Annotated in this window: 26 protein-coding genes; 17 read left to right on the plus strand and 9 right to left on the minus strand. The window is 69.9% G+C overall.

The features are described 5' to 3' along the window. Nucleotides 1-10: 10 nt before the first annotated feature. Nucleotides 11-1,081 (minus strand): hypothetical protein, encoded by a 1,071-nt coding sequence (locus JRI60_RS02285; protein WP_204224158.1) that lies wholly within the window; start codon nucleotides 1,079-1,081, stop codon nucleotides 11-13. 498 nt (nucleotides 1,082-1,579) lie between these two features. Here JRI60_RS02285 and JRI60_RS02290 point away from each other — a divergent pair, with 498 nt between their 5' ends. Then, entirely contained in the window at nucleotides 1,580-2,194 is a 615-nt protein-coding gene (locus tag JRI60_RS02290) for a glutathione S-transferase family protein (protein WP_204224159.1), read from the plus strand. 73 nt (nucleotides 2,195-2,267) lie between these two features. Here the strand turns inward: JRI60_RS02290 and JRI60_RS02295 are convergent, their stop codons facing one another. Beyond that, nucleotides 2,268-2,888 (minus strand): hypothetical protein, encoded by a 621-nt coding sequence (locus tag JRI60_RS02295; RefSeq protein WP_204224160.1) that lies wholly within the window; start codon nucleotides 2,886-2,888, stop codon nucleotides 2,268-2,270. A gap of 187 nt (nucleotides 2,889-3,075) precedes the next feature. On the opposite strand from JRI60_RS02295, the gene JRI60_RS02300 reads away from it, so the two are divergent. Together JRI60_RS02300 and JRI60_RS02305 are read left to right on the plus strand one after the other, a co-directional pair. Continuing rightward, entirely contained in the window at nucleotides 3,076-4,362 is a 1,287-nt protein-coding gene (locus tag JRI60_RS02300) for a LamB/YcsF family protein (protein ID WP_204224161.1), read from the plus strand. Between the two features lies 1 nt (nucleotide 4,363). Continuing rightward, nucleotides 4,364-5,221, plus strand: a complete 858-nt coding sequence (locus JRI60_RS02305; protein ID WP_204224162.1) for a biotin-dependent carboxyltransferase family protein — start codon at nucleotides 4,364-4,366, stop codon at nucleotides 5,219-5,221. A gap of 5 nt (nucleotides 5,222-5,226) precedes the next feature. On the opposite strand, the gene JRI60_RS02310 is transcribed toward JRI60_RS02305, so the two are convergent. Further along, nucleotides 5,227-5,655 carry a hypothetical protein gene (locus JRI60_RS02310; RefSeq protein WP_204224164.1) on the minus strand — a complete coding sequence of 143 codons (429 nt, stop codon included), beginning with the start codon at nucleotides 5,653-5,655 and terminating at the stop codon, nucleotides 5,227-5,229. 148 nt (nucleotides 5,656-5,803) lie between these two features. On the opposite strand from JRI60_RS02310, the gene JRI60_RS02315 reads away from it, so the two are divergent. Further along, nucleotides 5,804-6,346, plus strand: a complete 543-nt coding sequence (locus tag JRI60_RS02315; protein WP_204224166.1) for a GNAT family N-acetyltransferase — start codon at nucleotides 5,804-5,806, stop codon at nucleotides 6,344-6,346. Then, entirely contained in the window at nucleotides 6,343-7,236 is an 894-nt protein-coding gene (locus JRI60_RS02320) for an ROK family protein (protein WP_204224168.1), read from the plus strand. The genes JRI60_RS02315 and JRI60_RS02320 overlap by 4 nt, the downstream gene beginning before the upstream one ends. A 22-nt stretch (nucleotides 7,237-7,258) precedes the next feature. Here JRI60_RS02320 and JRI60_RS02325 read toward each other — a convergent pair whose 3' ends face one another. The 3 genes from JRI60_RS02325 to JRI60_RS02335 form a co-directional block, all read right to left on the minus strand. Further along, on the minus strand, nucleotides 7,259-8,380 hold the full coding sequence (locus JRI60_RS02325) for an ABC transporter substrate-binding protein (protein WP_204224170.1): 1,122 nt from the start codon (nucleotides 8,378-8,380) through the stop codon (nucleotides 7,259-7,261). A gap of 108 nt (nucleotides 8,381-8,488) precedes the next feature. Then, nucleotides 8,489-9,004: a hypothetical protein gene (locus JRI60_RS02330; protein ID WP_204224172.1), complete on the minus strand. Its 516-nt coding sequence runs from the start codon at nucleotides 9,002-9,004 to the stop codon at nucleotides 8,489-8,491. Then, a complete protein-coding gene (locus JRI60_RS02335) occupies nucleotides 9,001-9,870 on the minus strand; it encodes a hypothetical protein (protein ID WP_204224174.1) in 870 nt (289 codons plus the stop codon). The genes JRI60_RS02330 and JRI60_RS02335 overlap by 4 nt, the downstream gene beginning before the upstream one ends. 231 nt (nucleotides 9,871-10,101) lie before the next feature. Between JRI60_RS02335 and JRI60_RS02340 the strand changes: the two genes are divergently transcribed. After that, nucleotides 10,102-11,319 carry a GAF domain-containing sensor histidine kinase gene (locus JRI60_RS02340; protein WP_204224177.1) on the plus strand — a complete coding sequence of 406 codons (1,218 nt, stop codon included), beginning with the start codon at nucleotides 10,102-10,104 and terminating at the stop codon, nucleotides 11,317-11,319. A 45-nt stretch (nucleotides 11,320-11,364) separates the two neighbouring features. Here JRI60_RS02340 and tkt read toward each other — a convergent pair whose 3' ends face one another. Then, a complete protein-coding gene (gene tkt / locus JRI60_RS02345) occupies nucleotides 11,365-13,419 on the minus strand; it encodes a transketolase (protein WP_204224179.1) in 2,055 nt (684 codons plus the stop codon). A 183-nt stretch (nucleotides 13,420-13,602) separates the two neighbouring features. Between tkt and JRI60_RS02350 the strand changes: the two genes are divergently transcribed. Continuing rightward, a complete protein-coding gene (locus JRI60_RS02350) occupies nucleotides 13,603-14,217 on the plus strand; it encodes a hypothetical protein (protein WP_204224181.1) in 615 nt (204 codons plus the stop codon). 222 nt (nucleotides 14,218-14,439) lie between these two features. Then, nucleotides 14,440-14,952 (plus strand): hypothetical protein, encoded by a 513-nt coding sequence (locus tag JRI60_RS02355; protein WP_204224183.1) that lies wholly within the window; start codon nucleotides 14,440-14,442, stop codon nucleotides 14,950-14,952. Nucleotides 14,953-14,958: 6 nt separating this feature from the next. Here JRI60_RS02355 and JRI60_RS54300 read toward each other — a convergent pair whose 3' ends face one another. After that, nucleotides 14,959-16,668, minus strand: coding sequence for an MASE1 domain-containing protein (locus JRI60_RS54300; protein WP_204224185.1), 1,710 nt, complete (start codon nucleotides 16,666-16,668; stop codon nucleotides 14,959-14,961). A 112-nt stretch (nucleotides 16,669-16,780) separates the two neighbouring features. Between JRI60_RS54300 and JRI60_RS02365 the strand changes: the two genes are divergently transcribed. From JRI60_RS02365 to JRI60_RS02385, 5 genes are all read left to right on the plus strand, one after another. Then, nucleotides 16,781-17,413, plus strand: coding sequence for a hypothetical protein (locus tag JRI60_RS02365; protein WP_204224187.1), 633 nt, complete (start codon nucleotides 16,781-16,783; stop codon nucleotides 17,411-17,413). A 17-nt stretch (nucleotides 17,414-17,430) separates the two neighbouring features. Further along, nucleotides 17,431-18,606 carry a serine hydrolase domain-containing protein gene (locus JRI60_RS02370; RefSeq protein WP_204224189.1) on the plus strand — a complete coding sequence of 392 codons (1,176 nt, stop codon included), beginning with the start codon at nucleotides 17,431-17,433 and terminating at the stop codon, nucleotides 18,604-18,606. After that, the gene (locus tag JRI60_RS02375) at nucleotides 18,603-18,920 is read left to right on the plus strand and encodes a hypothetical protein (RefSeq protein WP_204224191.1); all 318 of its coding nucleotides are present in this window, start codon (nucleotides 18,603-18,605) and stop codon (nucleotides 18,918-18,920) included. Before JRI60_RS02370 ends, JRI60_RS02375 begins: the two co-directional genes overlap by 4 nt. A gap of 107 nt (nucleotides 18,921-19,027) precedes the next feature. Then, entirely contained in the window at nucleotides 19,028-19,744 is a 717-nt protein-coding gene (locus JRI60_RS02380; RefSeq protein ID WP_204224193.1) for a hypothetical protein, read from the plus strand. A 53-nt stretch (nucleotides 19,745-19,797) separates the two neighbouring features. After that, nucleotides 19,798-20,571 (plus strand): hypothetical protein, encoded by a 774-nt coding sequence (locus JRI60_RS02385; protein ID WP_239470303.1) that lies wholly within the window; start codon nucleotides 19,798-19,800, stop codon nucleotides 20,569-20,571. 3 nt (nucleotides 20,572-20,574) lie between these two features. On the opposite strand, the gene JRI60_RS02390 is transcribed toward JRI60_RS02385, so the two are convergent. Next, nucleotides 20,575-22,389, minus strand: a complete 1,815-nt coding sequence (locus JRI60_RS02390; RefSeq protein ID WP_204224197.1) for a sigma 54-interacting transcriptional regulator — start codon at nucleotides 22,387-22,389, stop codon at nucleotides 20,575-20,577. A 414-nt stretch (nucleotides 22,390-22,803) separates the two neighbouring features. Here JRI60_RS02390 and JRI60_RS02395 point away from each other — a divergent pair, with 414 nt between their 5' ends. The 4 genes from JRI60_RS02395 to JRI60_RS02410 all read left to right on the plus strand — a co-directional run bounded on the left by JRI60_RS02395 (nucleotide 22,804) and on the right by JRI60_RS02410 (nucleotide 25,267). Then, on the plus strand, nucleotides 22,804-23,427 hold the full coding sequence (locus tag JRI60_RS02395) for a DUF2378 family protein (protein ID WP_204224199.1): 624 nt from the start codon (nucleotides 22,804-22,806) through the stop codon (nucleotides 23,425-23,427). Nucleotides 23,428-23,734: 307 nt separating this feature from the next. Beyond that, entirely contained in the window at nucleotides 23,735-24,286 is a 552-nt protein-coding gene (locus tag JRI60_RS02400; RefSeq protein ID WP_204224201.1) for a TIGR02265 family protein, read from the plus strand. Nucleotides 24,287-24,301: 15 nt separating this feature from the next. Beyond that, the gene (gene rnhA / locus JRI60_RS02405; protein WP_204224203.1) at nucleotides 24,302-24,790 is read left to right on the plus strand and encodes a ribonuclease HI; all 489 of its coding nucleotides are present in this window, start codon (nucleotides 24,302-24,304) and stop codon (nucleotides 24,788-24,790) included. Nucleotides 24,791-24,850: 60 nt separating this feature from the next. Continuing rightward, the gene (locus JRI60_RS02410; RefSeq protein ID WP_204224204.1) at nucleotides 24,851-25,267 is read left to right on the plus strand and encodes a hypothetical protein; all 417 of its coding nucleotides are present in this window, start codon (nucleotides 24,851-24,853) and stop codon (nucleotides 25,265-25,267) included. Nucleotides 25,268-25,318: the final 51 nt, after the last annotated feature.

A 25,318-nucleotide genomic window follows, 5' to 3' on the forward strand; every position in this document is an offset into this window, starting at 1 on the left:
CGCGCTCTCGTTACTGGTCCTGGTTCTCGGCCTGGAGGCAGTAGACGAGGCTGCTAGCGCCAGTCACGGCCTTGATGGTGGCGGCATAGTCCGCCTCGATCTCGGCCGCGCTCGTGGGCAGCTCCGTCGCCGCGCCCGGGTCGTAGGTGTAGACCTTGCACACCGGCGAGTAGCCGGGCTGGCCGCGCGCGGCCTGCAGCACGTCCTCGCCCGCGCCCAGGGCCCCCGAGACCGGGTAGTACAGCTTCTGCGTCACGATGCTCACGACCTCGGCACCGGCGCTGTTGGTCGTCGTGGTGGTGGGGACCTGGCCACCGTCGATGTAGGCCAGCAGGTACTGGTTGTACCAACCCCACTTCTGGATGCCGACGCCGGTCAGCGGGAGCGACTCGTCATCCGCGGAGACCAGGTCCTCGGCGTGGTAGACGCCCGAGCCCGGATCGATGACGGCATAGGCGTGGTAGGTGCTGTCGGGGATGCCGACCATCTTGCCGTTGACGGGGGCGGTGAGCGGCACCACCACCTCGCGGCTGGCCACCACGGCCTCCTCGCTCTTGAGCTGCTGGCAGGCCACGCCGTTGGACGTCACCTGCACCTTCGAGACGATGGGCACGTAGGAGTATGTCGGCGTGGCACCAGTGGCGTACGTGGCGGTGGGCAGCCGGGTGAAGATGGTGCCCTGCTCGCCCATGTTGATGCCGTCGCGCTCGAGGTCGAACGCATAGTTCGCGGGCGCATCGCAACCGTCGAACACGTAGGCGCTGGGGGTGGCCTGGACCGCCGTGGCGCCCCTGCGCAGCGTGAGCGCGTTGGCCAGGCCCGCCGTCGTGCGCAGGGTGGTCGGCAGCTGGAAGAGGAAGTACTCCACGCGCTGCTCACCGGCCGAGGCCAGCTTGGCCTGGAAGGCGCCGAGGCCCGCGATCTGACGGTTGCCCCCGCTGCCCAGATAGTCGGCCGGGAAGTTCGTCACATCGATCGGACCGGCGTTGAACTCCGTACCGCTCCACCGGTCATACACATTGCACCCGCTCAGGCCCATCAGGGCGAGCGAGAGCGGTAGCACCATCCGCTGCACTCTCATCAACAGCCTCCACTGCGAGTTGACGGCAGGAGCGCGCATGTCGACCCGTGCCCGTCCCATCGCGAGCTTTTCGTATGGCTTCGGGTTTCTTGGATTCGAGAACCGGCCCCCACTGCATCCGGTTCTCGAGCCCACGCCCCCAGGATTCTGAGAGCGCGTTGATGAATTGATACAAGACGGTCATCGCCCTGTAAAGTCGGGTGCCCGACGGACCCGGGGAGGTTGGGAATATCCACCCCCTTGACGGCAGCAGTCGGGACACCGGGTGAAGAAGTACCCCGTGCCTTCTTCCCTCTGGGGACGGGGGGTGGTTCCCTACGTGGAGTGAGGGGGAGGAAGCTCCGCGGCCCTCTGGCTCCGCGCATAAGCGGCGGGAATGGTGGGGGCCCGGACCTTCAGGGAAACGGGGGTCCCCACTCCGCCGGGACACGCGCCCGGGCGATCTGGCATAGGGAGCGCGCCCGTTTCCAGGGCATCCCTACCCCCAGGAGTAGCACCATGAAGCTCTATGAGCACCCGATGTCCAGCGCGGCCTTCAAGGTCCGCGCCCTCGTGTACGAGCTGGGCCTGCCCGTCACGTTCGTCACCGTCGACATGATGAAGGGCGAGCACAAGGCGCCCGACTTCCTCGCCAGGAACCCCAACGGCAAGGTCCCCACCCTCGAGGACGACGGCTTCTGTCTCTGGGAGTCCAACGCCATCCTCTGTTACCTGGCCGCCAAGAAGCCCGAGAGCGGGCTGCTGCCCACCGACGCGCGCGGCGTGGCCCAGGTCCAGCAGTGGCTGCAGTGGCACGCCACCACCTTCGCCCCCTCCACCGGCGAGGTGATGGGTGAGACCCTCTACGCGAAGTTCATGGGTCGCGCGAAGGACGAGGCGAAGTACGCCGCCGGCATGGAGAAGGTCCGCCGCGACCTCGGCGTGCTGGAGAAGACGCTCGCCGGCAGGGAGTACCTCTGCGGCAAGCTCACCATCGCCGACTTCTCCCTCGTCTCCGCCCTGCTGCTGCGCACCCCCATGGGTGTCGACCTCGAGCCCTTCCCCCACGTGAAGGCCTGGGTCGCGCGCATGGAGGCTCGCGAGAGCGTCCGCAAGTCCCTGCCTCCTCTCTAGCGAGCGGCGGGACCCGGGGTGGGGCGCGGAAGACCCTCACCCCGGCCCTCTCCCAGGGGGAGAGGGGGTTCTTCTAGTAGCGGCGCTGGCGCCGGTCCTCGCGCAGCTCCTGCTTGTCCTCGCGCAGCTCCTGCTTGTTCTGCCTCATCTCCTGCCGGCCCAGGTCGATGAGCTGCGTGATGAGCGTGCGCGTGCGGTTCAGGTCCGACGGCCTCCGGCTGCCCACCAGCGTGGACAGCTCCCGGGCGATGCTCATGCGCGCCGACAGCGAGGCCTTCTCCACGCGCACGTCCCGGATGTCGTCCCGCCGATCGCGGCGGTCATCCCTGTACTCTCCCCGGCCCTGCCACCGGTCCGAGCGCGCCTCCCGGCCGTCCCTCCGCACCTCGGCCTTGTCCGCCTCCAGCTCGTTCTGGCTCTCGGCCAGCTCCGCCCTCACCAGCTGGCGCAGCCGGTCTTCCACATCGCGCATGTCGCCCTCGTCCCGGCGCGCATAGGCCCGGTCGAAGCGCGTCAGCACGTTCTCCAGCTCCGCCACGTCGCGACGGTCGTCCCGCATCTCGCGCTTGTCCTGGCGCACTTCCCGGCGGTCCTGCGCGCGCTCGTGCTGGTTGTTCCACCCCTGCGCGTACGCGCCTCCGGAGAAGAGGAGGGAGGCGACCAGGGCGGAAGACAGGCGGTTCATTCGGTTCATGGTGGGTATCCCCTGAAGTTCAAATCACGGTTTCGTGAACGCCGCTTCTGACGGACCCTCGCGGGCTTTATTTCAATCCCCGCGCCCCCGGTGCTCCCTCACTCCGAGTCACAGGGCGTCACCCGGGGAGCGTCTCGCCCTCTGAGAGGCTGCGCGGGGAGGACTGCTCGGGTAGCGTGCGGCGTCCATGGCCCCATGCCTCCTCAACATCGACCTGGGCGAGCTGCCCGACGAGGACGAGCGGCTCTACACGTATGCGCAGGTGGCGAACATCGCCTGTGGCGGGCACGCGGGGGACGAGCGCTCCATGCGTCGGGCGCTCCACGCGTGCGCGCGCCATGGGACGCGGGTCGGAGCGCATCCTTCCTTCGTGGACCGTGAGCACTTCGGGCGGCGGGAGTTGTCGGTGGCTCCCGAGGTGCTGAGTGCCCAGGTGGCCGCCCAGTGCGCCGAGCTGACGATGCTGGCCTCCGAGGTGGGCGTGCCCGTGCGCTACGCCAAGCCGCACGGGGCCCTGTACCACGCGGCCAACCGCGAGCCCGCGCTCGCGCGCGCGGTGGTGGACGGCATCGTCAAGTCCCTGGGCCCGGGGGTCACCTTCATCGGTCCGGGCGCGGGTGCGCTGCGCGAGGCGGCCCGGGCGGTGGGGCTGGCCTACGCGCGCGAGGGGTTCGCGGACCGGGGGACGCTTCCAGATGGCTCGCTGATTCCACGCGGGCAGCCGGGCGCGGTGCTGAGCGAGCCCTCCCTGGCGCGGGAGAACGCGCTGCGCCTGGTGCTGGAGGGGACGGTGGACACGCTGTGCGTGCACGGGGACTCGCCGGGCGCGGTGGAGATGGCCCGCGAGGTGCGCGAGGTGCTGGACGTGCTCTCCCTGCGCACCGAGTCGCTCGGGGAGGCCGCGCTGCGGCTCGTGCTGCCCGCGCGGCTGGAGCGGCGCGCCGTGCTGGAGGCGTTGAAGGCCCATCCCCGGGTGGTGGATGTGGTGGTGGGCGAGGCGCACGCCTGCGTGTACTTCGACCCCGCGGCTCCGCCCGAGGATCCGCGGCACGTGCTGGGCCGGCTGACCGCGAGTCCGGCGGTGGTGGAGAAGCGGCCGCTCGTCACCGTGCGCGTGCGCTACGACGGACCGGACCTGGAGGCGGTGGCCGAGAACGTGGGCCTGTCGGTGGACGACGTGGCGCTGCTGCACGCCTCGCGCGAGTACACGGTGCGCAGCGTGGGCTTCCTCCCGGGCTTCGCCTACCTGGGCGAGGTGGATGCGCGCATCGCCGTGCCCCGGCTCTCCACGCCGAGGACGCGTGTGCCGGCGCTCTCGGTGGGGCTCGCCGGACAGCGCACGGGCATCTACCCGTTCGCCTCGCCGGGCGGGTGGAACCTCATCGCCACCGCCGTGGACTTCACCGCCTTCCGGCCCGACTCCGGCGCGCTGCTGGGACTCGGTGACCGGGTGCTCTTCGAGCGGGTGGACTGACATGGACGCAACGTGGGAGGTGCTCGACGTCGGCGGGGCGGTGCTGGTGCAGGACGGGGGACGCGCGGGCAGCATGCACCAGGGGGTGCCACCCGGCGGCGCGCTGGTGCCCGAGTGGCTGGCCGCGGCCAATCGCGCGGTGGGCAACGTGTGGAGCGCGGCGGCGCTGGAGTGTTACGGGCGGCTGGAGCTGCGGCTGCACGGGCGGAGCGCGTGGGTGTCGGTGGACGGCCGGGCCTTCCAGGTGGAGGACGGCGGGCGCGTCTCGGTGCCGGCGCCCGATGGGGCGGTGGTGCGCTACGTGGCCGTGGAGGGCGGGCTCGCCGTGCCCGAGGTGCTCGGCGGGCGGGGCACGCTGCCGGTGGCGCGGTTCGGCGGTCTCGAGGGCCGCTTGCTCAAGCGCGGGGACGTGCTGCCGCTCGGGCCTGGAGGTGGCGCCCGGGTGGAGACGACGGGCACGGCGCCGTCGCTGGAGTCCGAGGTGCGCGTGGTGCTCGGGCCGGACCTGGGCTTCTTCGGCGCGGGCGCGGCGGAGGTGCTGCTGGATGGCACCTTCACCGTGTCGGACTCGAGCGACCGTGTGGGCATGCGGCTGCACGGGCCGAGGTTGCCGCAGGCCGACGCGGGCTCGGGACTGTCCGGACCGATGGTGCGCGGCGCCATCCAGGTGCCATCCTCGGGAGAGGCCATCGTGCTCGGGCCGGACCATCCCACCATGGGCGGCTACCCGGTGCTCGCGGTGGTCATCCGCGCGGACTGGGGCAGTCTGGCCGCTCGCAGGCCGGGAGCGCCGGTGAGGTTCCGCGCGGTGGACCTGGACGAGGCGCGCGACCTCTGGAGCCGGCTCGCTCCCGCGTAGGGAGCCTACGGCCGCGGCTGCTGAGACGTGCCGTCCTCCCCGCTCTCGGGATTGTCATTGATGGGCTGCGGGGACTGGGAGCCCGGGTTGTTCGGCTCCTCGCCGGTCTCGTTGCTCAGGTCGCGCTCCTCGCCCAGGGGGCCCGGCTCGAGACCCGGGTTGCCCGCGGGGGCATGGGTGTCCCCCTGGTGCACGCCCGGCTCCCGCTCGCGCGTGCCCTCGTCGGGCAGCGGGTTCACGTCCTGGCCGCGCTCCGGGTTGTCGTAGCCCGAGCCGCCGGTGTCGGTGTCGGTACTCGGAGGCGGTGGGGGGGTCTGATTCGGGGCGGTGGTGGTGTCCGTGCCGGTGGTGGCGCCCTGGTCCGTCTTGCAGGCGGTACCGAAGGCCACCGCGCCCGCGAGGAGCCCCGTCAGCAGAAGCTTCGTCTTCGTCATGGCGTCTTCCCCTTGTCTCGTGTGTGCCGCTGTGGCCGGAAGCTGAGGCGTGTCCCCGTTGCGTGCAGCGGCGGCTCGCCGGGCAGGTCGCTCGGCGGCATGGCGACTTGCCTGCCCTCCGGCCGTCCGGGCGTTACAGTGGCGCCCCATGACACCCGATTTCCGCCTGGTCCCCGCCCTGCCCGAGCACGTGGACGTGTGGATGGCCATGCGAGATGAGCCCGTCTCGCGTGCCCTGATGCCGCTGGAGCCCGCCACGCGCGAGTCGCTGCTCGAGCGCCTCCGCTCGTCGACCAGCGACCTGTCCGACCCGAAGGCCACGAGCTTCCGGTGGATGGTGGAGCTCGACGGACGCATCATCGGCACGGTGGCCGCGCGGGAGCTGTCGCGCTTCCAGGGGCGGGTGGAGATCGGCTACATGCTCTCGAGCGCGTACCACGGCCGGGGCATCGGCACGCGGGCGGTGGCCAGGGTGCTGGAGCGCCTCTTCGAGTGGCCCTTCCTCCACCGCGTCTGGCTCACCACGGCGGCGGACAACCTCGCCTCGCAGGGCGTGGCGCGGAAGCTGGGTTTCAAACTGGAGGGCGTGATGCGCGAGCACTACCTCATTGACGGCAAGCGCAAGGACCAGCAGGTGTGGGGATTGCTGCGTTCGGAGTGGGAACAGGCCTCGAGCAGGAGGGTGATGTGACGGCACTGTGGGGTGGCATCGAAGCGGGAGGGACGAAGTTCGTGTGCGCGGTGGGGACGGGACCGGACGACATCCGGGCCGAGGTGCGCATCCCCACCACGACGCCCGAGGCGACGGTCGGTCAGGCCCTGGCGTTCTTCCAGGCGCAGACGCGCGAGCGGGGCCCCCTGGCCGCCATCGGCATCGCGTCCTTCGGTCCGGTGGACCTCCACCCGGACTCACCGACGTACGGCTTCATCACCTCCACGCCCAAGCCGGGCTGGAGGAACGCGGACGTGGCCGGACCGTTCCGGCGCGCCCTGAACGTCCCGGTCGGCTTCGACACCGACGTGAATGGCGCGGCGCTCGGAGAGAACCGCTGGGGCGCGGCCCGGGGGCTCGACACGTTCGTCTACCTGACGATCGGCACCGGCATCGGCGGGGGCGGGCTGATCAACGGCCGGTTGATGCGCGGCCTCCTCCATCCGGAGATGGGCCACTTCCGCCTGCCTCACGACCTCCAGGCGGATCCCTTCCCCGGGGGCTGTCCCTTCCACGGCGACTGCTTCGAGGGGCTGGCGTCCGGCCCGGCCCTGGAGAAGCGCTGGGGCCAGCGCGCGGAGACCCTGCCGGCCGAGCATCCCGCCTGGGCGCTCGAGGCGCACTACATCGCGCTCGCCCTGATGAACTACATCTGCACGCTCTCGCCCCAGCGCCTCATCGTCGGCGGAGGGGTGATGGCGCAGCGGCACCTCTTCCCACTGGTGCGCTCCGAGGTGGTGCGACTGCTCAACGGCTACATCCAGTCGCCCGCCATCCTCGAGCACATCGACGCGTACATCGTCCCGCCCGGCTTGGGAGATCGCGCCGGGGTGCTGGGCGCCCTCGCCCTGGCCCGCGAGGCCAGGTAGGAGGGCGCGCCAGCGGTGGACCTCAGGGCGTGAGCTGCGCCGAGGCGCAAGCGCTCGCGTAGGAGCCCTCGCAGATCTGCGCGGTCGTCCAGAACCCGTCGGCGACGACGGTGCTCTTCACGTTGTCCTTCGTGACGACCTGCGCGGGCAGGAGGATGGAGGGCACGTCCTTGGCGCCGTTGTTCACCTTGCCGTTCACCCGGCCGGGGGGCAGGGGGTTGCCGCGCGCCAGCGCCACGGCGACCTCGGCGGCGATCTCCCCCTCCGCCTTGATGGCCTTGTAGACGGTCATGAACTGCTCACCCGAGAGGATGCGCTGGATGGCGGCCAGCTCGGCGTCCTGCCCGGTGACGGGCGGGAGCGGCGACACACCGGCCGCCTTCATCGCGGCGATGGCACCACCGGCCGTGCCGTCGTTGGCCGCGTACACGCCGACGATCTTGTCCTTGCCGAGCGAGGTGATGGCCTGCTCCATCTGCTGCTGGGCCTTGTCCGGGCTCCAGTCCGGGGTGTCGTACTCGGCACCCACCTGCAGGCCGCTGCCGTCGAGCACCGAGTGCGCGCCCGCCTTGAAGAGCTTGGCGTTGTTGTCGGTGGGCGAGCCGTTGATGATGACGATGGAGCCGCTGCCCTTGCCATCCGCCTTGAGCTTGTCGAGCAGCGCCTGGGCCTGGAGCTTGCCCACCTTCTCGTTGTCGAAGGAGATGTAGTAGTCCACGTCCGCGTTGAGGATGAGGCGCTCGTAGCTGAGGACGGGCACCTTGGACTGCCGGGCGCGCGTCACGATGGCGGCGGCCGAGGCCGAGTCCACGGGGTCCAACACCAGCACCTTGGCCCCGTTGGTCAGCGCCGCCTCGGCCTGGTTCTGCTGCTTGGAGGCGTCCTGGTCCGCGTTGCTGTAGAGAATCTCACAGTTCGCGCACAGCTCCTTCACCTTGCGCTCGAAGTGCGGACGGTCATGGGTCTCGTAGCGGGCGGTCTTCGACTCCGGCAGCAGCAGGGCGATCTTCACGCCCGAGGCGGCTCCACCCGCCGGGGGGGCCTCGGGGCCCTTGGCCTCCGTGCTGTCACGCTTGCAGGCCGGCGCGAGGAACATCAGCGCGGCGAGCACACCCACGGTGCGAATCCGAGACGTCGAACGCATGACCACCCGTCCTTCTCCAATGAGACGGTCCCTTCATGAGACCGGGGTGCATCCTGTGTTTCTCCCGGGGGCCGCCACAAGTTTCTCTTCTTCCGGAGTGGACACTCCTCACTTCGCCGAGGTGAACACGGCTCCCATGGCGGCGCCGACCAGTCCCTGGAAGGGCCCGAGGAAGAGGCTGCTCTTGGTCAGGTAGCCGATGATGCTCTCGGAGCCCTGCAGCTGCCTGAGCAGGGGCATGGCGAACAGGACGACGTTCACCACGAAGAGGTAGGAGACGGAGAGCCAGAAGGCCAGACGGAAGTAGTAACGCTCGACGGTCTGCTCCTGGGAATGGGGCTTGCGTGCCTCCTTGGCCACGACGCCGGTCACCAGGAGCAGGGTCGGCATCAAGGTGGGCAGGAACCAGCCCCATACCTCGTTCGGGCTCTGCCCATGACCTTCGTAGAAGCTCGTGAGCGTCTGGATGATCAGCACGAGGAAGGCGGGGGCCGCGCCCATGTACCAGACGAGGAGCAGGCGGCGTTGGCAGCGGGTGAGGCTCATCCTGCGTCCGGAGCGCCGCTGCTCGGGGAGAGAGGGGAAGGGGGTACTGCCGTGGGTGGTCGAGGCGGTGCTGCTCATGGTGCACCTTGGAGCGCGTTGGTGATTCCCGCGGCCTTCAGGTGTTCCAACGCCGTGAGTGCACTGGGTTTGACGAGGTTCGCCTGGGCCGAGGTGGAGGGCTTCTCGAACTCATAGATAAGCACCTGCGCTTTGTGATTCGACGTATAGGGTTGCGCTCCCGTGGTGCGATCCAGGACGAGCGAGCCCGAGGACAACCAGGCCATGGCCTTCTCGCGCTCGGCTGGCTCTCCGAGGGACACGGTGGCGCTGGTGACCAGGAAGACGATGAGCCGGAACCGGCCCTCGGGCGCCACGAACAGGCCGCGCAGATAGTCCCTCAGGCTGCGAATCCTCGCGGGTTTGAGCCTGTCCCCCCATCGATCGGGAGGAGGAACGGGGGTTCCGTCCTCCCGGATGTGCTCGAGCTGGGTGACGAGCGCGAAGCCCTGGGGAACCCGGAACCAGGCCATCTCGACGTACCCCTGGGCCTGGAGGGCCTTCGAGAGGTGATCGGCGACCTGCCCGAGCGTGCTCTCCGGGGTGGGCGATGGCAGGAGGTTGCCTGGAATGACGGTGGAGGTGCTGGGGGCGGGTGGGGGCCAGGGAAACTCCGGGCTGGCGTCGGTGGCTCCGTTGGCCTTCTTGGCTGCCCGCCGTGGCGTTTTCTTCCCAGACGTGCCGCCTTGAGACTCGGCGGTGTCCCCGGTCCCTCCCGTCTCTTCCGAGACGTCGGCGCTCCTCTGCTCCGTGCGCTCATCCGGCGGGAGCTCCCCCTCCGGCGCCGTGTGCGACGGGGGTTCCCCGGAATCGCGAGGCTCGGGCTGCCGCGAGCGGGGGCAGGCGACCAACAGCAGGAGCATGAGGAGGGGCAGTGCATGGCGCATGCACCGATTTCTCCTGCTCGTCAGGGGAAACGTCACGTCGGGGCCCGGGCACCCGTTCCGGAGCCGACGTTTCATCTGGACTGTGTTCGAGAGGAGGCCGACCGCTCGTACCCTGGCCCGCCACTCCACACAGGAGCCGTGACTTTCGGTTTCCGGATGCGCGTTGAAGTCCTGGGCGAGCTAAAACGGGGGCGCTGGGTCTCCGTCGCTCACTTCGCCCCGCTTGCTCACATGGCCCGCTCCATCGAATCCGACGTCGAGGCGATCTCCCGGTTGGAGGCCGTCCCCACCATCCTGCGGGTCGTGACGGAGACGACGGGCCTTCGCTTCTCGCTCGTCGCGCGCGTCACCCGGGACACCTGGACCGCGTGCGCGGTGCACGATGAGATCGCCTTTGGCTTGAAGCCCGGCGACAGCCTCGAGGTCGCGACCACGCTGTGCAGCGAGGTTCGCGACTCCCTCACCCCCATCATCATCAACCACGCCAGCCAGGATCCTCATTACCGCGACCATCGGACTCCCAAGATGTACCGCTTCGAGAGCTACATCGCGGTGCCCATCTTCCTGAAGAACGGGGCGTACTTCGGGAACGTCTGTGCGCTCGATCCGCTGCCCGCGAAGCTCACGGAACCGAGAATCCTGGCGATGATGAAGCTCTTCGCGGACCTCATCGCCCACCAGCTCGACGCGGAGGAACGCCAGAGCGCGACGCGCGAGCAGCTGCTGAGCGAGCAGCAGACCGCGGAGCTGCGCGAACAGTTCATCGCCGTGCTCGGCCATGACCTGCGCAATCCGCTCTCCTCCGTGACCCTGGGCGCGGACACGCTGCTGCGCGCTCAGCTCTCCGAGCGGGAGCACAAGGTCGTCCGGCGGATCCGCGAGAGCAGCCGGCGCATGTCGAGGCTCGTCGACGACGTGATGGACTTCGCCCGGGCGAAGCTGGGAGGTGGAATCAGCCTCTCGATGTCACCCGTGGACGACCTGGCGGTCTCGCTCCGGCACATCGTCTCCGAGCTGGAGAGCGCGCACCCCGAACGCACCATCCGGTTCGTCGCCGACGAGTGCATGGGAGTCCTCTGCGACTGTGAGCGCGTGGGCCAGCTGCTGTCGAACCTGGTGGCGAACGCGCTCGAGCACGGCGAGCCCGGCGAGCCCGTGGACGTCTGGCTGCGGCGCACGGAGGACGGCGTGGTGCTGACGGTCACCAACCGCGGCACGCCCATCCCTCCCGAGATGGTTCCGTTGCTCTTCCGCCCCTACCGGCGGGGGCCCGCCGGCCATCCGCGCACCGGCCTGGGGCTCGGGCTGTACATCGTGTCGGAGATCGCCCGAGCCCATGGCGGGACGATCGACGTGTCCTCATCGAGGGAGCAGGGGACGGCCTTCACGTTCACCCTGAAGTCGAGCGCGCGGAGCGAACACGCGCCGCGCAAGCTCAACGCCCTCTGACGAGGTCCGCCCCCTCCCCGAGGGGAGAGGGCGCTCGCGGGGCGACTACTTCTTCGCCTGCTCCATCACCTCGTGGGCCACCTTCACCACGTTGTCCACGGTGAAGCCGAACTTCTGCTGCAGGGCCTTGAGGGGCGCGGACGCGCCGAAGCTGCGCATGCCCACCACCGCGCCGCGCAGCCCCACCCAGCGCTCCCAGCCGAACGTCGCCGCCTTCTCCACCGCCACCCTCGCCCGCACCGACGACGGGAGCACCTGCTCGCGGTAGGCCTCGTCCTGCCGCTCGAACAGCTCCCACGAGGGCATGCTCACCACGCGCGTCTTCACGCCCTGGCCCTCGAGCTGCTCACGGGCTTGCAGGCACAGCGACACCTCGCTGCCCGTGCCGATGAGGATGACGTCGGGCGTGCCCTGGCTGTCCACCAGCACGTAGGCGCCCTTGGCCAGCCCCGAGGCCGGCGCGTACTTCGTCCGGTCCAGCGTCGGCACCGCCTGCCGCGTCAGCACCAGCACCACCGGCTCGTGCCGCAGCGGGGCGATGACCCGCCAGGCCTCCGTCACCTCGTTGGCGTCCGCCGGACGCAGCACGATGACGCCGGGAATGGCGCGCAGACTGGCCAGGTGCTCCACCGGCTGGTGCGTGGGGCCGTCCTCGCCCAGACCGATGGAGTCATGGGTGAAGATGTGGATGCTCGGCACCTCCATGATGGCCGACAGACGGATGGCGGGCCGCTCGTAGTCGCTGAAGATGAGGAAGGTGGCGCTGTAGGGGCGCACCTTGCACAGCGCCATGCCGTTGACGATGGAGCCCATGGCGTGCTCGCGCACACCGAAGTGGATGTTGCGCCCGGCGTGGTCCCCCGGCTTCATCGCCCCGGAAAAGGACAGGTACGTCTTGGTGGACGGGTTGAGGTCCGCCGAGCCACCCACCAGCCAGGGGTAGTTCTTCGCCAGCGCGTTGAGCACCTTGCCGCTCGTCTCGCGCGTGGCCGCGCCCTTGGCGTCCGCGGGGAACGTGGGCAGCTCCTTGTCCCAGCCCGCGGGCAGCTCGCGCCGCTGCATCCGCTGCAGGTGGTCCGCCAGCTCGGGGAACTGCTTCTGGTACTCGGCGAACTTCGCCTCCCACTCGGAGCGCAGACGCTTGCCGCGCTCGCCCACGCGCTGGGAGAAGCGCTCGCGCACGCCGTCGGGCACGAGGAACCTGGCGTCCTCGGGCCAGCCGTACTTGCGCTTGGCGCCCTTGAGCTCCTCCTCCCCCAGCGGCTCGCCATGGGCGCTGGCGCTGCCCTGCTTCTTGGGGGCGCCGTAGCCAATCTGGCTGCGCACGATGATGAGGGTGGGAAGGCCCCGGTCCTGCTTGAAGGTGCGGAAGGCCTGGGAGAGCGCGTCCAGGTCGTTGGCGTCGGCCACGTGGAGCACCCGCCAGCCGTAGGCCTCGAAGCGCTTGCCCACGTCCTCGGTGAAGGCCAGCTCGGTGCTGCCGTCGATGCTGATGTGGTTGCTGTCGTAGACCCAGCAGAGGTTGGGCAGCTTGAGGTGGCCGGCGAGGGAGGCGGCCTCGCTGGCCACGCCCTCCATCAGGTCGCCGTCACCGCAGATGGCCCAGACGTCGTAGTCGAAGAGCTCGAAGCCGGGGCGGTTGAAGTAGCCGGCGAGCCAGCGGGAGGCCATGGCCATGCCGACGGAGTTGGAGACGCCCTGGCCGAGGGGGCCGGTGGTGGTCTCCACGCCGCTGGTCCAGCGGTACTCGGGGTGACCGGGGGTGGAGCTGTCCAGCTGGCGGAACTTCTTGATGTCGTCCAGGGACACGGCCACCTCGTCCTCGACGGAGTAGGTCGAGGTGACGCGGCGCACGCCGGTCAGGTGGAGCAGGGAGTAGAGCAGCATGGAGGCGTGCCCGTTGGAGAGCACGAAGCGGTCGCGGTTGGGCCAGACGGGGCTGGTGGGGTCGTAGCGCAGCTCCTGCTGCCAGAGCTGGTAGGCGACGGGGGCGAGCGCCATGGGCGCGCCCGGGTGGCCCGAGTGGGCCTGTTCCACCGCGTCCATGGAGAGGGTGCGGATGGTGTTGATGCAAAGCCAGTCGGTCGGATCATGGATCATGTCTGGGATTCCTCAGTGCCGGGCGGGCCGAACCATGCCCGAAGAGGGGCGCGGACGCCGCAGCATTCGGCATGGGATGAGCGGGGGTGGACGGTGGGGGGAGTGGCCGGGTCGACAGAGCGGGGTGGGGAGGGTGTTGGTCGGACTGGCGGGAGGACCCCCTGAGTGGCATATGGTGCGCGCATGTCGATCGAGAAACCGTTGCTGGAGATGGTGCAGGCGGAGCTCCGGACCCGGCTGGGGCCCATGCACAAGGCCGTTGCACGCATGGGAGAGCGGCTGGATGTCATCGAGGAGCTGTCGGACATCGTCCTGCGGCTGGCACCGTTGGCCACGCGGATGCAGTCATTGCAGCTGGCGCTGCCGGGAATCGAGTTGCCGCCTGCGGGCCGAGGCCGTGGGGGAGGCAGGCCGCCGGCGGTAGCGGCGCTGGTGCCGGCGCCCCGGGGGAAGGTAGCGGCGGCGGTGGAGCCGGAGAGGAGGAGGGGCCGTCCGGTGGAGGCGGCGGGACGGCGGTGCGCGGTCATCGGGTGCAAGAGGCCGGCGCGTTCGAAGGGGTACTGCTCTGCGCACTACCAGAAGCTGAGGTTGCTGGTGAAGTCGAACCGGCGGCCGGCCAGCTGGGTGGACGACGCGGCGCCGCAGTCGGTGCAGGAAGTGGTGTTGCCGAGGGGCCGGGCTGCGTCGAAGGCATTGGCGGAGGCGGCGGCGCCGCAGAGGCAGGAGCCGCAGACGCCGCCGAAGCCGAAGGCCTGGGTGCGGAAGAAGGGTGGGCAGGAGCGGATCTCACTGCACTGAGGCACCCAACCCACCCCTCTCCCGCCGGGAGAGGGACGGGGTGAGGGTAACGCGAGCCCCGGGTTCCAGCCCGAGTCAATCCCCTCTCCCTCTGGGAGAGGGTCAGGGTGAGGGTCTGCCCATGGACGAGAGAAGCCCGCCTGCGGCACGAGCGGGTTGGGACGTGGACCCCTGCCCCGAGGAGTCGTTGACACACCGTGCCGGGAGTGATTTCCGGCGGGCATGAGCGATCAGTATCCGGTGACGGTGGCAGTGAAGCGCCCGGACGGGCGAGTGGAGCAGGTGCGAGTGGGGACGGCGACCCGGAATGGGGACGGGTTCACGCTGAAGCTGGGAGACATGACGATTGGAGCGACGCCGGACGCGGCGGCGGCGGCGCCGAGGAGGTCGGCCTCGTACGGAGGAGGCGGCGGAGGGGGAGGAGGCGGAGGAGGAGGTGGCGCGGCGGGAGAGATCTCGGTGTTCCCGAACTACGGGCGGAGCAAGGGCGGGCCCATCCGAGGCGCGAGCATGGGGGACCTGGAGTACTACGCGAACGGCGCGAGGCGCTCGCTGGGGGACCCGAGCAAGTCCCGCTGGCACGACCGGGAGCGGGCGTTGCTGGCGTCCATCGAGGCGGAGATCGCCCGGCAGCGCGGAGGCGAGGGCGGAGGAGGCGACGAGCCGCCGCCGCACGGGGACGACGACTACAGCGGCGGCGGGGGCAACGACGACGACAGTGGCATCCCGTTCTGAGCCGACTCAGGCGGCCGAAGCGGTTCCCGGCGCCTCACCGAGGGGCAGGTGGACGATGAAGGTCGTCCCCTGGCCCACGGAGCTGCGCACCTCGAGGCAGCCGTGGTGCGCGTCGACGATGCGGCGCACGATGGCGAGGCCGAGGCCGGTGCCGGCGGCCTTGGTGGTGTAGAAGGGCTCGAACATGCGGGCCATGACCTCGGGGGGGATGCCCGGGCCCGTGTCGGTGATGGTGAGCGAGGCCATGGTGCGGCCGCCGCACTGTTCGCGGCCCAGCTCCACGCGCAGCTCGCCGCCCTGGGGCATGGCCTGCAGGGCGTTGGTGAAGAGGTTGCTGAGGGCGAGGTGAAGCAGCTGCGGGTCCAGGAGCGTCTGGGGCAGCTGCGGGTCCAGCGCGCGTGTCACCCGCACCTGTCTGGCGCCGGGCTCCGAGCGCAGCGAGGACTCCAGAGCGCCTTCCACGACCGAGTCGAGTGCCTGGGGGAAGAGGCGGGGCTCGACGGGACGGGCGAAATCCAGCAGGCCGGTGACGAGGTGGTCCAGCCGGGCGATCTCCTCGCTCATGACGCCGAGCAGCTCCCAGGCGGTGCTGTTCTCCTCGGGGGTGGCCATGCGGGTGAGGGCGGCGACGGAGTTGGAGATGGCGGCCAGGGGGTTGCGCACCTCGTGGGCGACGCTGGCGGACAGCTCGCCGAGGGCGGCCATGCGCTCGCGGTGCACGAGGGCCCGCTGGGCGTGGGCCAGCTCCTCCAGGGACAGGTGGAGCTCGCGGTTGAGGTGGGTGGCCTTCTCCTGGGCGGCGCGGCGCTCGCGCAGGGCGGCGGCGAGCAGCAGCCCCGAGACGCCCATGGCGGCCAGGAAGGTCTGGAGGAAGACGACGCTGCGGGTGGTGGAGTGGGGCGACACGAGCGCCGGGGAGAAGGGCCCGTTGCCGGCGAGGGTATGCAGGAGGGACAGGCCGGCGAGGATGGCGAGGGCGGCCGTGGTGCCCCGGGCCTCGAAGCGAAGGGCGGCCCAGAGGATGAAGGGGAAGGCGAGGTAGGTGACGGGGTGGTAGTCGCTGGAGTCGAAGGGGGCCCAGGAGAAGACGAGCTGCACGGTGAGGCCCAGCAGCAGCAGCAGCGCCACCAGCTCCGCCTGGCGCGCGCGGCTCCAGCCGTCGAGTCCGCGCGTGGCCCAGGTGAGCAGCGCGGGTGTCACCAGCAGCACGCCCATGGAATCGCCGACGAAGAAGACCCACCACTGACTCTTCCAGGCCGACCAGGGAATCTTCCCCAGCGACGCCAGCAGGGGGACGTTCCAGGAGGCGCTGAGCAGGGTGGTCAGCAGGGCGGCTCCCAGCAGCGCGAGCACGTCCCGCACCCGCTCCAGGGTGGGGCGGATGCCGACGTAGCGGCGCAGGAGGAAGGCCCCGAGGAGCGCCTCCAGGAGGTTGCCGGTGGAGAGGACGAAGGAGGAGAGGTGGGGCAGGCGCCCCGGCGTATAGGCGAAGGGCTCCACGATGATGGCCACCAGCAGGAGCGCGGGCCAGGAGCGGAAGCGCGACAGCAGGAGGGCGGCGAGCGCCACGCCACTGGAGGGCCACAGGGCGGAGACGTGCTCGTCCGGGGGGACGATGCTCATGCCCAGGCGCGTGCTGGCGAAGTACACGAGCGCGAACAGCCCCACCCTCGCGAGGGGATGCCAGCGTTGGAGGATGTGCTTGGTGTCAGGCACGAAGGGGGGGTCAACGCGCGGGGCCTTCCACGCTGACATGAAGACAGGGATGAGGCAAACACCCCCACCCCCCGGACGGTGGGGGCCGGTGTCGATGATATGACAGAGGGCCATGTTCTTCCTGCGAGCGGATGGATGGCCAGCCCTGGCCCTGGCTCTCGTGCTGTGCGTGGTGCCCCTGACGTCGCGTGCGGCGCCGGAGTCGGCGCGCTTGCTGCCGGAGCAACCGGCGTCGGCGATGATTGTGGACAACCCGGTGAAGTGGATGGCGCTGGAGCTGGCGACGGGAGCGGGCGCGGCGGTGGTGTCGGTGCCGGCGACGCTGGCGCTGAGCGCGTGGGTGGGCTCGCTGTCGAGCAACCTGGTGCTGGCGGCCGCGCCGGCGATGCTGTTGTTGGTGGCGCTGCCGCCGCTGGCGGTGGCGGGGGCGCAGTGGTTCGTCGGCAACCTGTTGCAGCCGGGCAGCGTGCGTCTGCAGCCGGCGGTGTGGGTGGCGCTCGGGGTGCACGTGTTGGCGGTGACGGGCGCGGTGCTGCTGGGGGCCACGGTGCACGACCTGGGCAACGCGGCGCTCTTCACGCTGGTGGAGGCGGTGCTGCTGCCCACGGCGGTGACGCTGACGATGCGCGCGACGTCTCCGGCCCCGCTGCCCTCGGCGCCCCGCGTTCCCGAGCCGCCGCGCTCCGTGGTGGAAGCCACCGCCTCGCGCGCGCTGGTGGTGCCCCTGCTGCGTCACACGTTCTGAATCCCACCCGAGCTCCCATGCATCGACACCCCTCCCGCGACAAGTTCTGGCTGCCCGCGCTGGCGGCCCTGGCGCTGTCTTCCGCGTTGCCCGCGAGGGCCGCCGAGTGTCCCACCGGTCTCACGTGGCCCACGGAGGGCTGGCCCGATGGCCGGGCCGAGGTGGCCTCGGCGAGGGCGGCTCAGATCCAGGCCCTGGAGGACTATGCCTTCACGCTCCAGGGTGAGGACGAGGAGCGCAAGGGCGTGCGCACGGATGGGCTGCTCCTCATCCACAAGGGACGGGTGGTGTACGAGCGCTACGGGCGTGGCTTCGACGCGAGCAAGAGGCACCTGTCCTGGTCGGTGTCGAAGAGCTTCACCAGCGCGCTCGCGGGTATCGCGGTGAAGCGGGGCGCGGTGGCGCTGGACGACTCCATCTGCGAGTACGTGAAGGCGAGGCGGCAGGAGAGCTGCGCCATCACCGTGCGCAACCTGCTGGAGTTCTCCTCGGGGCTGGACTGGCGGGAGGACTACGAGAACGGCGGCAGCTACCAGACGTCCTCGGTGCTGGCGATGCTGTACGGCGAGGGCCGCCAGGACATGGCGTCCTTCGTCACCGGGCACGAGCTGAGTGACAAGCCGGGCACGTCGTGGAGGTACTCGTCCGGGGATGCGACGCTGCTCGCCGGGGTGTTGGACGCGGCGCTGCGGCCCTCGCTGGGCAAGGACTGGGCGTGGACGCTGCTGCTCGACGTGCTGGGGATGAAGAGCGCCACCTGGGAGCGGGACGGCAAGGGCGTGGTGGTGGGCTCCTCGTACTTGCATGCCACGCCGCGAGACCTGGCGAAGCTGGGCTTCCTCTACCTCCATGACGGGTGCTGGGCGGGTGGGCGGGTGTTGCCGGCGAACTGGGTGACTCAGTCCACGCAGGTGTCCGAGCCCATCCGCCTGAAGTCCTACGAGCGCGGCTCCGATGACGTGCAGGGCTGGCAGTGGTGGCTCAACCGTCCCATTCCCGGCGTACAGGCGGAGCTGCCCTGGCCGAGCGTGCCCGAGGGCGCCTACGCGGCACGTGGACACTGGGGGCAGTCCATCACCGTCATCCCCTCGAAGGAGCTGATCGTGGTCCGGACCGCGGACGACCGGGACGGGAGCTTCTCCCTGGACACGTTGCTGAAGCTGTCCCTCGCGGTGGTGGAGGAACTGCCATGAAGACCTGGAGCCGGGTGACGGGGTTGCTCGCGTGTGGCGCGATCCTCTCCTGCGGGGAGAGCGACACGGTGCGGCGTCCCTACGACAACAATGACCTGCAGCTCGTGACTTCGTACACGGCGAAGGACTTCTGCTCCTGCGTCTTCGTGATGGAGATGAGCGAGGAGTATTGCCGGCGCTGGACGAAGGCGAGCCCCGCGGTGGCCACGGTGCACGTGGACTACAAGGAGCGCACGGTGCGGACGGCCGCGGCGCTGCTGTGGGGCGAGAAGGCCCGCTTCGTCAGCGAGCGCGACGGCTGCGTGCTGGAGTAGGTGTCCGTCTTCGAGCCTGGGTGGACAGATGGAGCGGGAGGTGCCCGTGAGTGCCGGTCTATCCAGGTCTCGAGTCGTGCGGTGTTGGGTGGCCCTGTTCGCAGTAAGTGAATCACCCGCGCAGCGAGGCCTTCTACAACAAGGAGACGCTCTTCGGCATCCTGGCGAAGGCGGCTCTCGGAGAGCCCGCCCTCCTGCTTCCGAATGAGCGCAATCTGCGTCCCGACATCACCGACATCACCGTCTGGGTCGTCTTCGAGATCAAACCCTCGGGTGAACAGGGCCTCCAGGAAGGGCGGCAGGATGTGCGGACCTATCTGGCCGCGCTGAACCGGGTCGTGGCTCCAGAAATGAGCTTCTCGGGAGGGACGGATTTCCGAGGACAGATCCTGATCCGTTTCGCTCAGGGGCAATATATCTGGCGCTTGGAGTGGCAGACCACCGAACCCGGAGTGGTCCAGTATCGGTGGAACCGAAGTCAGCAACGCTTCGAATCAGAAGCAGCCGCGTATCAGGCCGGGCAGTGGGTGGAGCTCACCGTTCAGGAGATGCAGCAATACGGTGGGTGGGTGGGACAGGCCGTTGAAGGCATGGTCACCCGACGCGAGCAACTCGCCACGTTCAGCGGAAGCGTGGGCCTGGTCATCCACGTCATCGGCGATGTCGCGACGGCCGTTTTCTCGAGTGTGACCTTCGGCGGGATGGGCTCGGGCTCCGGGGCTCGGCAGCCCCCTACCCAGGGGGGTGGACAGGTCATCCCCTTTCCCGCGCGGCCTCCACCCACCGCGCCTCCTGCGAAGATGCCCGCCGCCGCGGGCATGTGACATTTGATAGGACGTGCCTCCATATGGCGCCTGGGCAGTCTCCCTCTCTTCAGATGCCGTCCTTCCTCCATGGCCTCTACCCCGAGGTCCATCGGAAGACGCGAACGGAGGGACTCCGGTGTGGCGAGCAGTACCGGAAGGACGGTTCCTTTCCTCCTCCCCGAGAGCTGTTGGAGGTGCCACCGGGTGAGGTCGTGGTCGCACACGACGTCGTTGATTTTCAGCGAGAGCGCCCCGTCTGGCGGCTGCACCTGATCTCTCGCGTCATGGAAGGACTGTACGAGGCCCTGGATTGGCAGAGCCCAATCCCCGTGAGGGATGCCTACGAGGAGTTCTGTCGCGAAACGGCCTGGGGTGCGTTGTACTTCGCCATCTCGCCCACGGCACCGAAGAGCGCGGAACGTACGGCACTGCGCCTCCAGGCCGTCCTGCGTTTCTGGGAGCCGCTCCAGTCCGCGCGCTACCTCTTCAGCTCCCCACGGGCCGCGCTCACCTTGGAAGAACTGATGAGGGCCTCCTGCGACTGGGCCATGGATGCGTGGTGCCCCGAGGGCGAGGATTCGGTACGTGCACGTCTGGAGTCGGCGGCGGCCCGGATGGCCCGAGCGACGCGGGAGGACAGCATCGAGGCCATTCTTCGCGAGATGCCGCGGGCGCTCGTACATGCCCGCGATTTGAAGCACCGGGACGTGGTGGGTGATCCCCTTCTCCTGCGCGAGCGTCTCGCGGCGCTCGACCCACGCGCGTTCGACCGGGTGTCCGGTGCCTGCACGTCGGATGTGCTCGCGCTGCTGTATGCCTGGGATCGGCAGCTCGGAAAGCACTAGTCCTCAGGAGTCCTTGCTGATGAGCCCGTGCCGCCGCACCCGGCGGCCGAGCGTCACCGGATCCATCTCCAGCGCGGCGGCCGCGCGTCGCACCACGCCTCCGTGGCGCTCCAGGGCCTCGCGGATGATCTCCTTCTCCATCTGCTCCAGCCGCTCCTTCAGCGAGCCCGAGCCGCTCGCGCGCACCTGCTGCCGCGAGGCACTCTGCGCGCCCGACACCAGGCTCGGAGGCAGGTGGCGCCGCGTCACGCACTCGGCGCCCGTGGACAGCAGCACCGCGCGCTCCATGCAGTTGCGCAGCTCGCGCACGTTGCCCGGCCACTTCGCCGCCATCAGTATCTGCTCGGCTTCCGGAGACAGCCCGCTGGCCGTGCGCCTCAGGGTGCGGTTGAAGTGGGCCATGAAGTAGTGCGCCAGGTCCAGGATGTCCTCGGGGCGCTCGCGCAGCGGGGGCAGGTCGATGGTGAAGCTGTTGAGTCGGTAGAAGAGGTCGCTGCGGAAGCGCCCGGCGCGCACCTCCTCGGACAGGTCCCTGTTGCTGGCGGCGATGATGCGCACGTCCACCCGGCGCACCTGCGTGCCTCCCACCGGCCGCACGTCCCCGCTCTCCAACACCCGCAGCAGCTTGGACTGGAGGTTGGGCGTGGTGTTCTCGATCTCATCCAGGAAGATGGTGCCCCCGTCGGCGAGCACGAAGAGCCCGGGGTGGTCCGCCACGGCGCCGGTGAAGGAGCCCTTCGCGTGGCCGAAGAGCTCGCTCTCCAGCAGCGTCTCGGTGAGGGCACCGCAGTCCTGCACCACCAGCGGCAGGTCACTCCGCCCGCTCAGCCGGTGGATGACGCGCGCGAGCACCTCCTTGCCGGTACCCGTCTCGCCCTGCAGCAGCACGGCCACCCGGTGGGGCGCGGCCAGGCGCACCATCTCCACCACCTCCCGCATGGCGGGGCTGCGGAAGCCGGGCTCCTCGGCCACGTCCGCCTGGGGCGAGAGCCGCGGGGCTTCGCGCGCGCGCTCGCGCAGCAGGTTGCGCTCCAGCTCCAGCGCGGCCCGCCGCTGCTCGGTGCGCATCCCCAGCTCGCGGCTCGCCTGGAGCACCGCCTGTCTCAACGCGAGCGGCTCCAGGGGCGGGGTGAGCGCCCGGAAGATCTTCCCCTGGTTGAACAGCTCCACCAGCCGCGTGGGCACCGCCGGGGCGCAATACAGGACGCGCGGCGACAGGTCGCTCGCGGGTCCGGCGCCGGTGGGGTCCGCCTCCGAGCGCCTCGAGGCCAGCCGCTCCACCAGGGCCACGGCGCGCGCCTCGTCCCGCCCGCACACCATCAGCGCGCTGATGTCCCCGCGTCCCAGCAGCAGGTCCACGTCCTCGGGCGAGCCCGCGAAGCGCAGCCGTACGTGGCCCTCCAGCGCGTCGCGCAGGCCGCGCAGCTCCGCCTCCTCCGCGAACACCACCGCCACGTACAGCTGATGGTCCAGCAGGTAGCGCTTGAGCGTCACCCCGTCCGAGCCCTCGAAGGACTGGAAGCTGATGCCCAGCGCCGTCACCGCGCTCTCGTCCCGCTCCAGCGGATCATGCCGCCAGCGCACCACGCCCCGCCCCCGGATGCGCGCGCGCGAGTCCGGCAGCGTGAAGGCCATCTCCAACTCCTCGCCCTCGCGCGGCCCCTCCTTGGGCCCCTTCGGGGTGGCGATCAACCCGATGCCCGTATCACTGATGTTCACCGCCCAACACCCGTGGAGGGCGGGCTGGGTCACCACCTGCACGTACAGGGGCTTGCGTTCGCTGCGAAGGGGGGTGGGGTTTTCGCTCGTGGCCGTCATCTCTGATGCGCTCCCGCGTCAACGGTGAAGCCAGGGCGGAATTCCAGAGAAATCAAGAGAATGGCTTTTCGTCCAGAGGGGGCGACCGCGGGCGAGGGTGCTGGCTCGGTGGGCGTCGGGGCGCCCTGCTTCAATTCCGAAGCACCTCTCGGGCTGGTGGTGGAGGGGAGACGATTCGCGCCATTGCGTACAGATACAGCCATTGTATGCGCGGGTGTCGCGGAGGCTGACAGGGGGGGTCGAGCCAGTGTGAGGGAGCGCGCACTCGGGGAGGGGGAGTCGTCGGCCAGGAGACGCGAGAAGAGGAGGGAGAGCGGTGCCGGCTGCGAGAGGCGTGGTTAGGGTGGACCATGAGCGCTTCGCGGCGGGCGGAGCCCGGGGTCCGGCGCACCTGGAGGGAGAGGGATGGTGCCAATGAGCACGAGCATCTGTGAGGTCGGGGTGGACCGGGGCACGCAGGATTTGCGCGGGGACCTGGAGCGGAAGCTCTCGCTGGCGACGCCCATGGACACGGTGCGGGGCATGTTCTGCCTGGGCACGCTGGATGCGGTGAGGTCGCTGGCGGGCGAGGCGGCCATGCGCCTGTGCGTGGAGGCGGGAGGCGAGCCGCGCTTCGTGGAGTTCTTCAACTACCCGGTGAGCACCTACCTGAGGGTGAACGACGCGGCGGCGCGGGTGCTGGAGCCGAGGTGCGGCGGGTGGGAGGAGGCGCAGCGGCAGCTGGGGCGGCGCGCCACGGCGGACATGCTGCGCTCGGCGGCGGGCAAGGCGTTGATGATGCTCTGCAAGGGCGAGTCGCGGCGGCTGATGGGGATATTGCCCTCGGCGTACCGGTCGGCGGTGAGCTACGGGGACCGCTCGGTGGTGTGGGATGGGGCCTCGCGTGGCCGCATCCTGATGAGGCGCGACTTCATGCCGAGCGCGTACCACGAGGGCGTGCTGATGGCGGCGCTGGAGCAGGTGAACGCGCGCTCGGTGTCGGTGCGGGCCTGGAGGATGGGGGTGCTCGACTGTGAGTACCTCGTCTGCTGGCAGTAGCGCGGGCGCAAGCTTTGCGCCTCGGTGAGGCGCGGGCGCGTGCAGGATTTTCGTCCCGTGGGCCAGGTGGGTGTCGGCCAATGGACTCACGATGGGACGGGGGGTGCTGGGGGGCCACGAAGTGTGGAATGGCGGACGGAATGGGTCCGCATGGACCCTCACGGCACATGGGATGCAGCGGGAAGCGCCTCACGCGTGGCGGAGATGGGCCGCGCATCCTCCAGCTCCGGGGTAACGGCCAATGTGCATCGAGGCGGTGACGCTGTCGGAAGCGGCGTGCGGTTGGGAGCGGGACCTGGAGTGGAGGATGTCCAGGGCGGCACCGGAGGACACGGTGCGGGGACTGTTCTTCAACAGCGTGCTGACGGCGGTGAGGAAGCTGGGGTGCGAGGCGGCGGTGAGGAGCTGCCATGAGGCGGGTGGAGAGGGGCGGTTCCTCGACTTCTATAGCTACCCGCTGAGGACGTTCCTGCGGCTGTTGGGGTGCGCGGCGCGGGAGCTGGGAGCGAGGATGGGAGGAGGCGAGGCGGTGCTGCGCGAGCTGGGGCGGCACGCGAACGCGGGCTTCCTGGCCTCGCCGGTGGGGCGGATGGCGGTGCTGATGTCCTACGGCAGCCCGAGACGGATGATGGAGAGCATGCCGGACATGTACCGGCACTCGCTGAGCTTCGGGGAGCAGTGGGTGGTGTGGACGGGGCAGAGCCGGGGCCGCTTCGTGTTGAGGGGAGACTTCCTGCCGTCGGCGTGCCACGAGGGCGTGCTGGAGGCGATGTTGGAGTCATCGGGCGGACGCCGGGTGCGGGTGTCGCGCGAGTGGACGCACGAGTTGGATGGGGAGTACGCGTTCAGCTGGGGGTAGGATGGAGGGCCTCGCATGTCCCTACCCCTGGTCCACATCTATTGTGATGGCGCGTGCTCACCGAACCCTGGCATTGGAGGCTGGGGTTCCATCCTGATTTCGCCGGCGCACGGCAACGCGAGGCGGGAGCTGAGCGGGGGGGAGCCGGAGACGACGAACAACCGGATGGAGCTGACGGCGGCGCTGATGGCGCTGAGGGCGTTGAAGGCGCCGTGCCGGGTGGAGCTCTTCACGGATTCAAAGTACGTGCGCAACGCCTTCGAGGAGAAGTGGCTGGAGAAGTGGCAGCGCACGGGTTGGAAGACCTCGAGCAAGCAGCCGGTGCAGAACGAGGACCTGTGGAGGGCGCTGTTGGAGCAGACGAAGGTGCACCAGGTTCGATGGAACTGGGTGCGAGGGCACGCGGGGCACGAGGAGAACGAGAGAGCGGACGCGTTGGCGGTGGCGGCGAGGCTGGCCCTGGCGGCGAAATACCCCTCTCCCTCTGGGAGAGGGACGGGGTGAGGGTATACAGACCCGTATTCCCCCCTCGAGACGCCAGAGGAGAACAGGGAGGACCCCGAGATGGATCCGCGAACCGCGGGTGACGACGAATTCCTGGAGTCAGTGGAGACCACGAAGTGGCCAGGGGAGCACTTCGGGCACCGGGAGCACGTGAGACTGGGGTGGCTGTACCTGCGCCGTGAAGGACCGGAAGCGGGCTACGAACGGCTCCGGAGCACCATCCAGCGATACGCGGCGGCGCTAGGTGCCGCGGGCAAGTACCACGAGACGGTGACGAGGGCGTGGAGCGCGCACGTCTACGGCGCGCTGAAGGAAACGCCGACGCTCGAGCCGTTCGAGGCCTTCCTGAAAGCACACCCGGAACTGCTGAACGGCAGACTCCTGGAGCGCCACTACCGCAAGGAGACGCTGGACTCGGAGGCCGCGCGGCGAGAGTGGGTAACGCCAGACGTCTCGCCGCTGCCCGGGTTCCCGTGAGGCACGGCGGAGAGGACCTGCCATCCAGAGCAGGCCCTCTCCAGGAGCACG

It is taken from the genome of Archangium violaceum (genome assembly GCF_016887565.1).
GTDB classification, from domain to species: domain Bacteria; phylum Myxococcota; class Myxococcia; order Myxococcales; family Myxococcaceae; genus Archangium; species Archangium violaceum_B.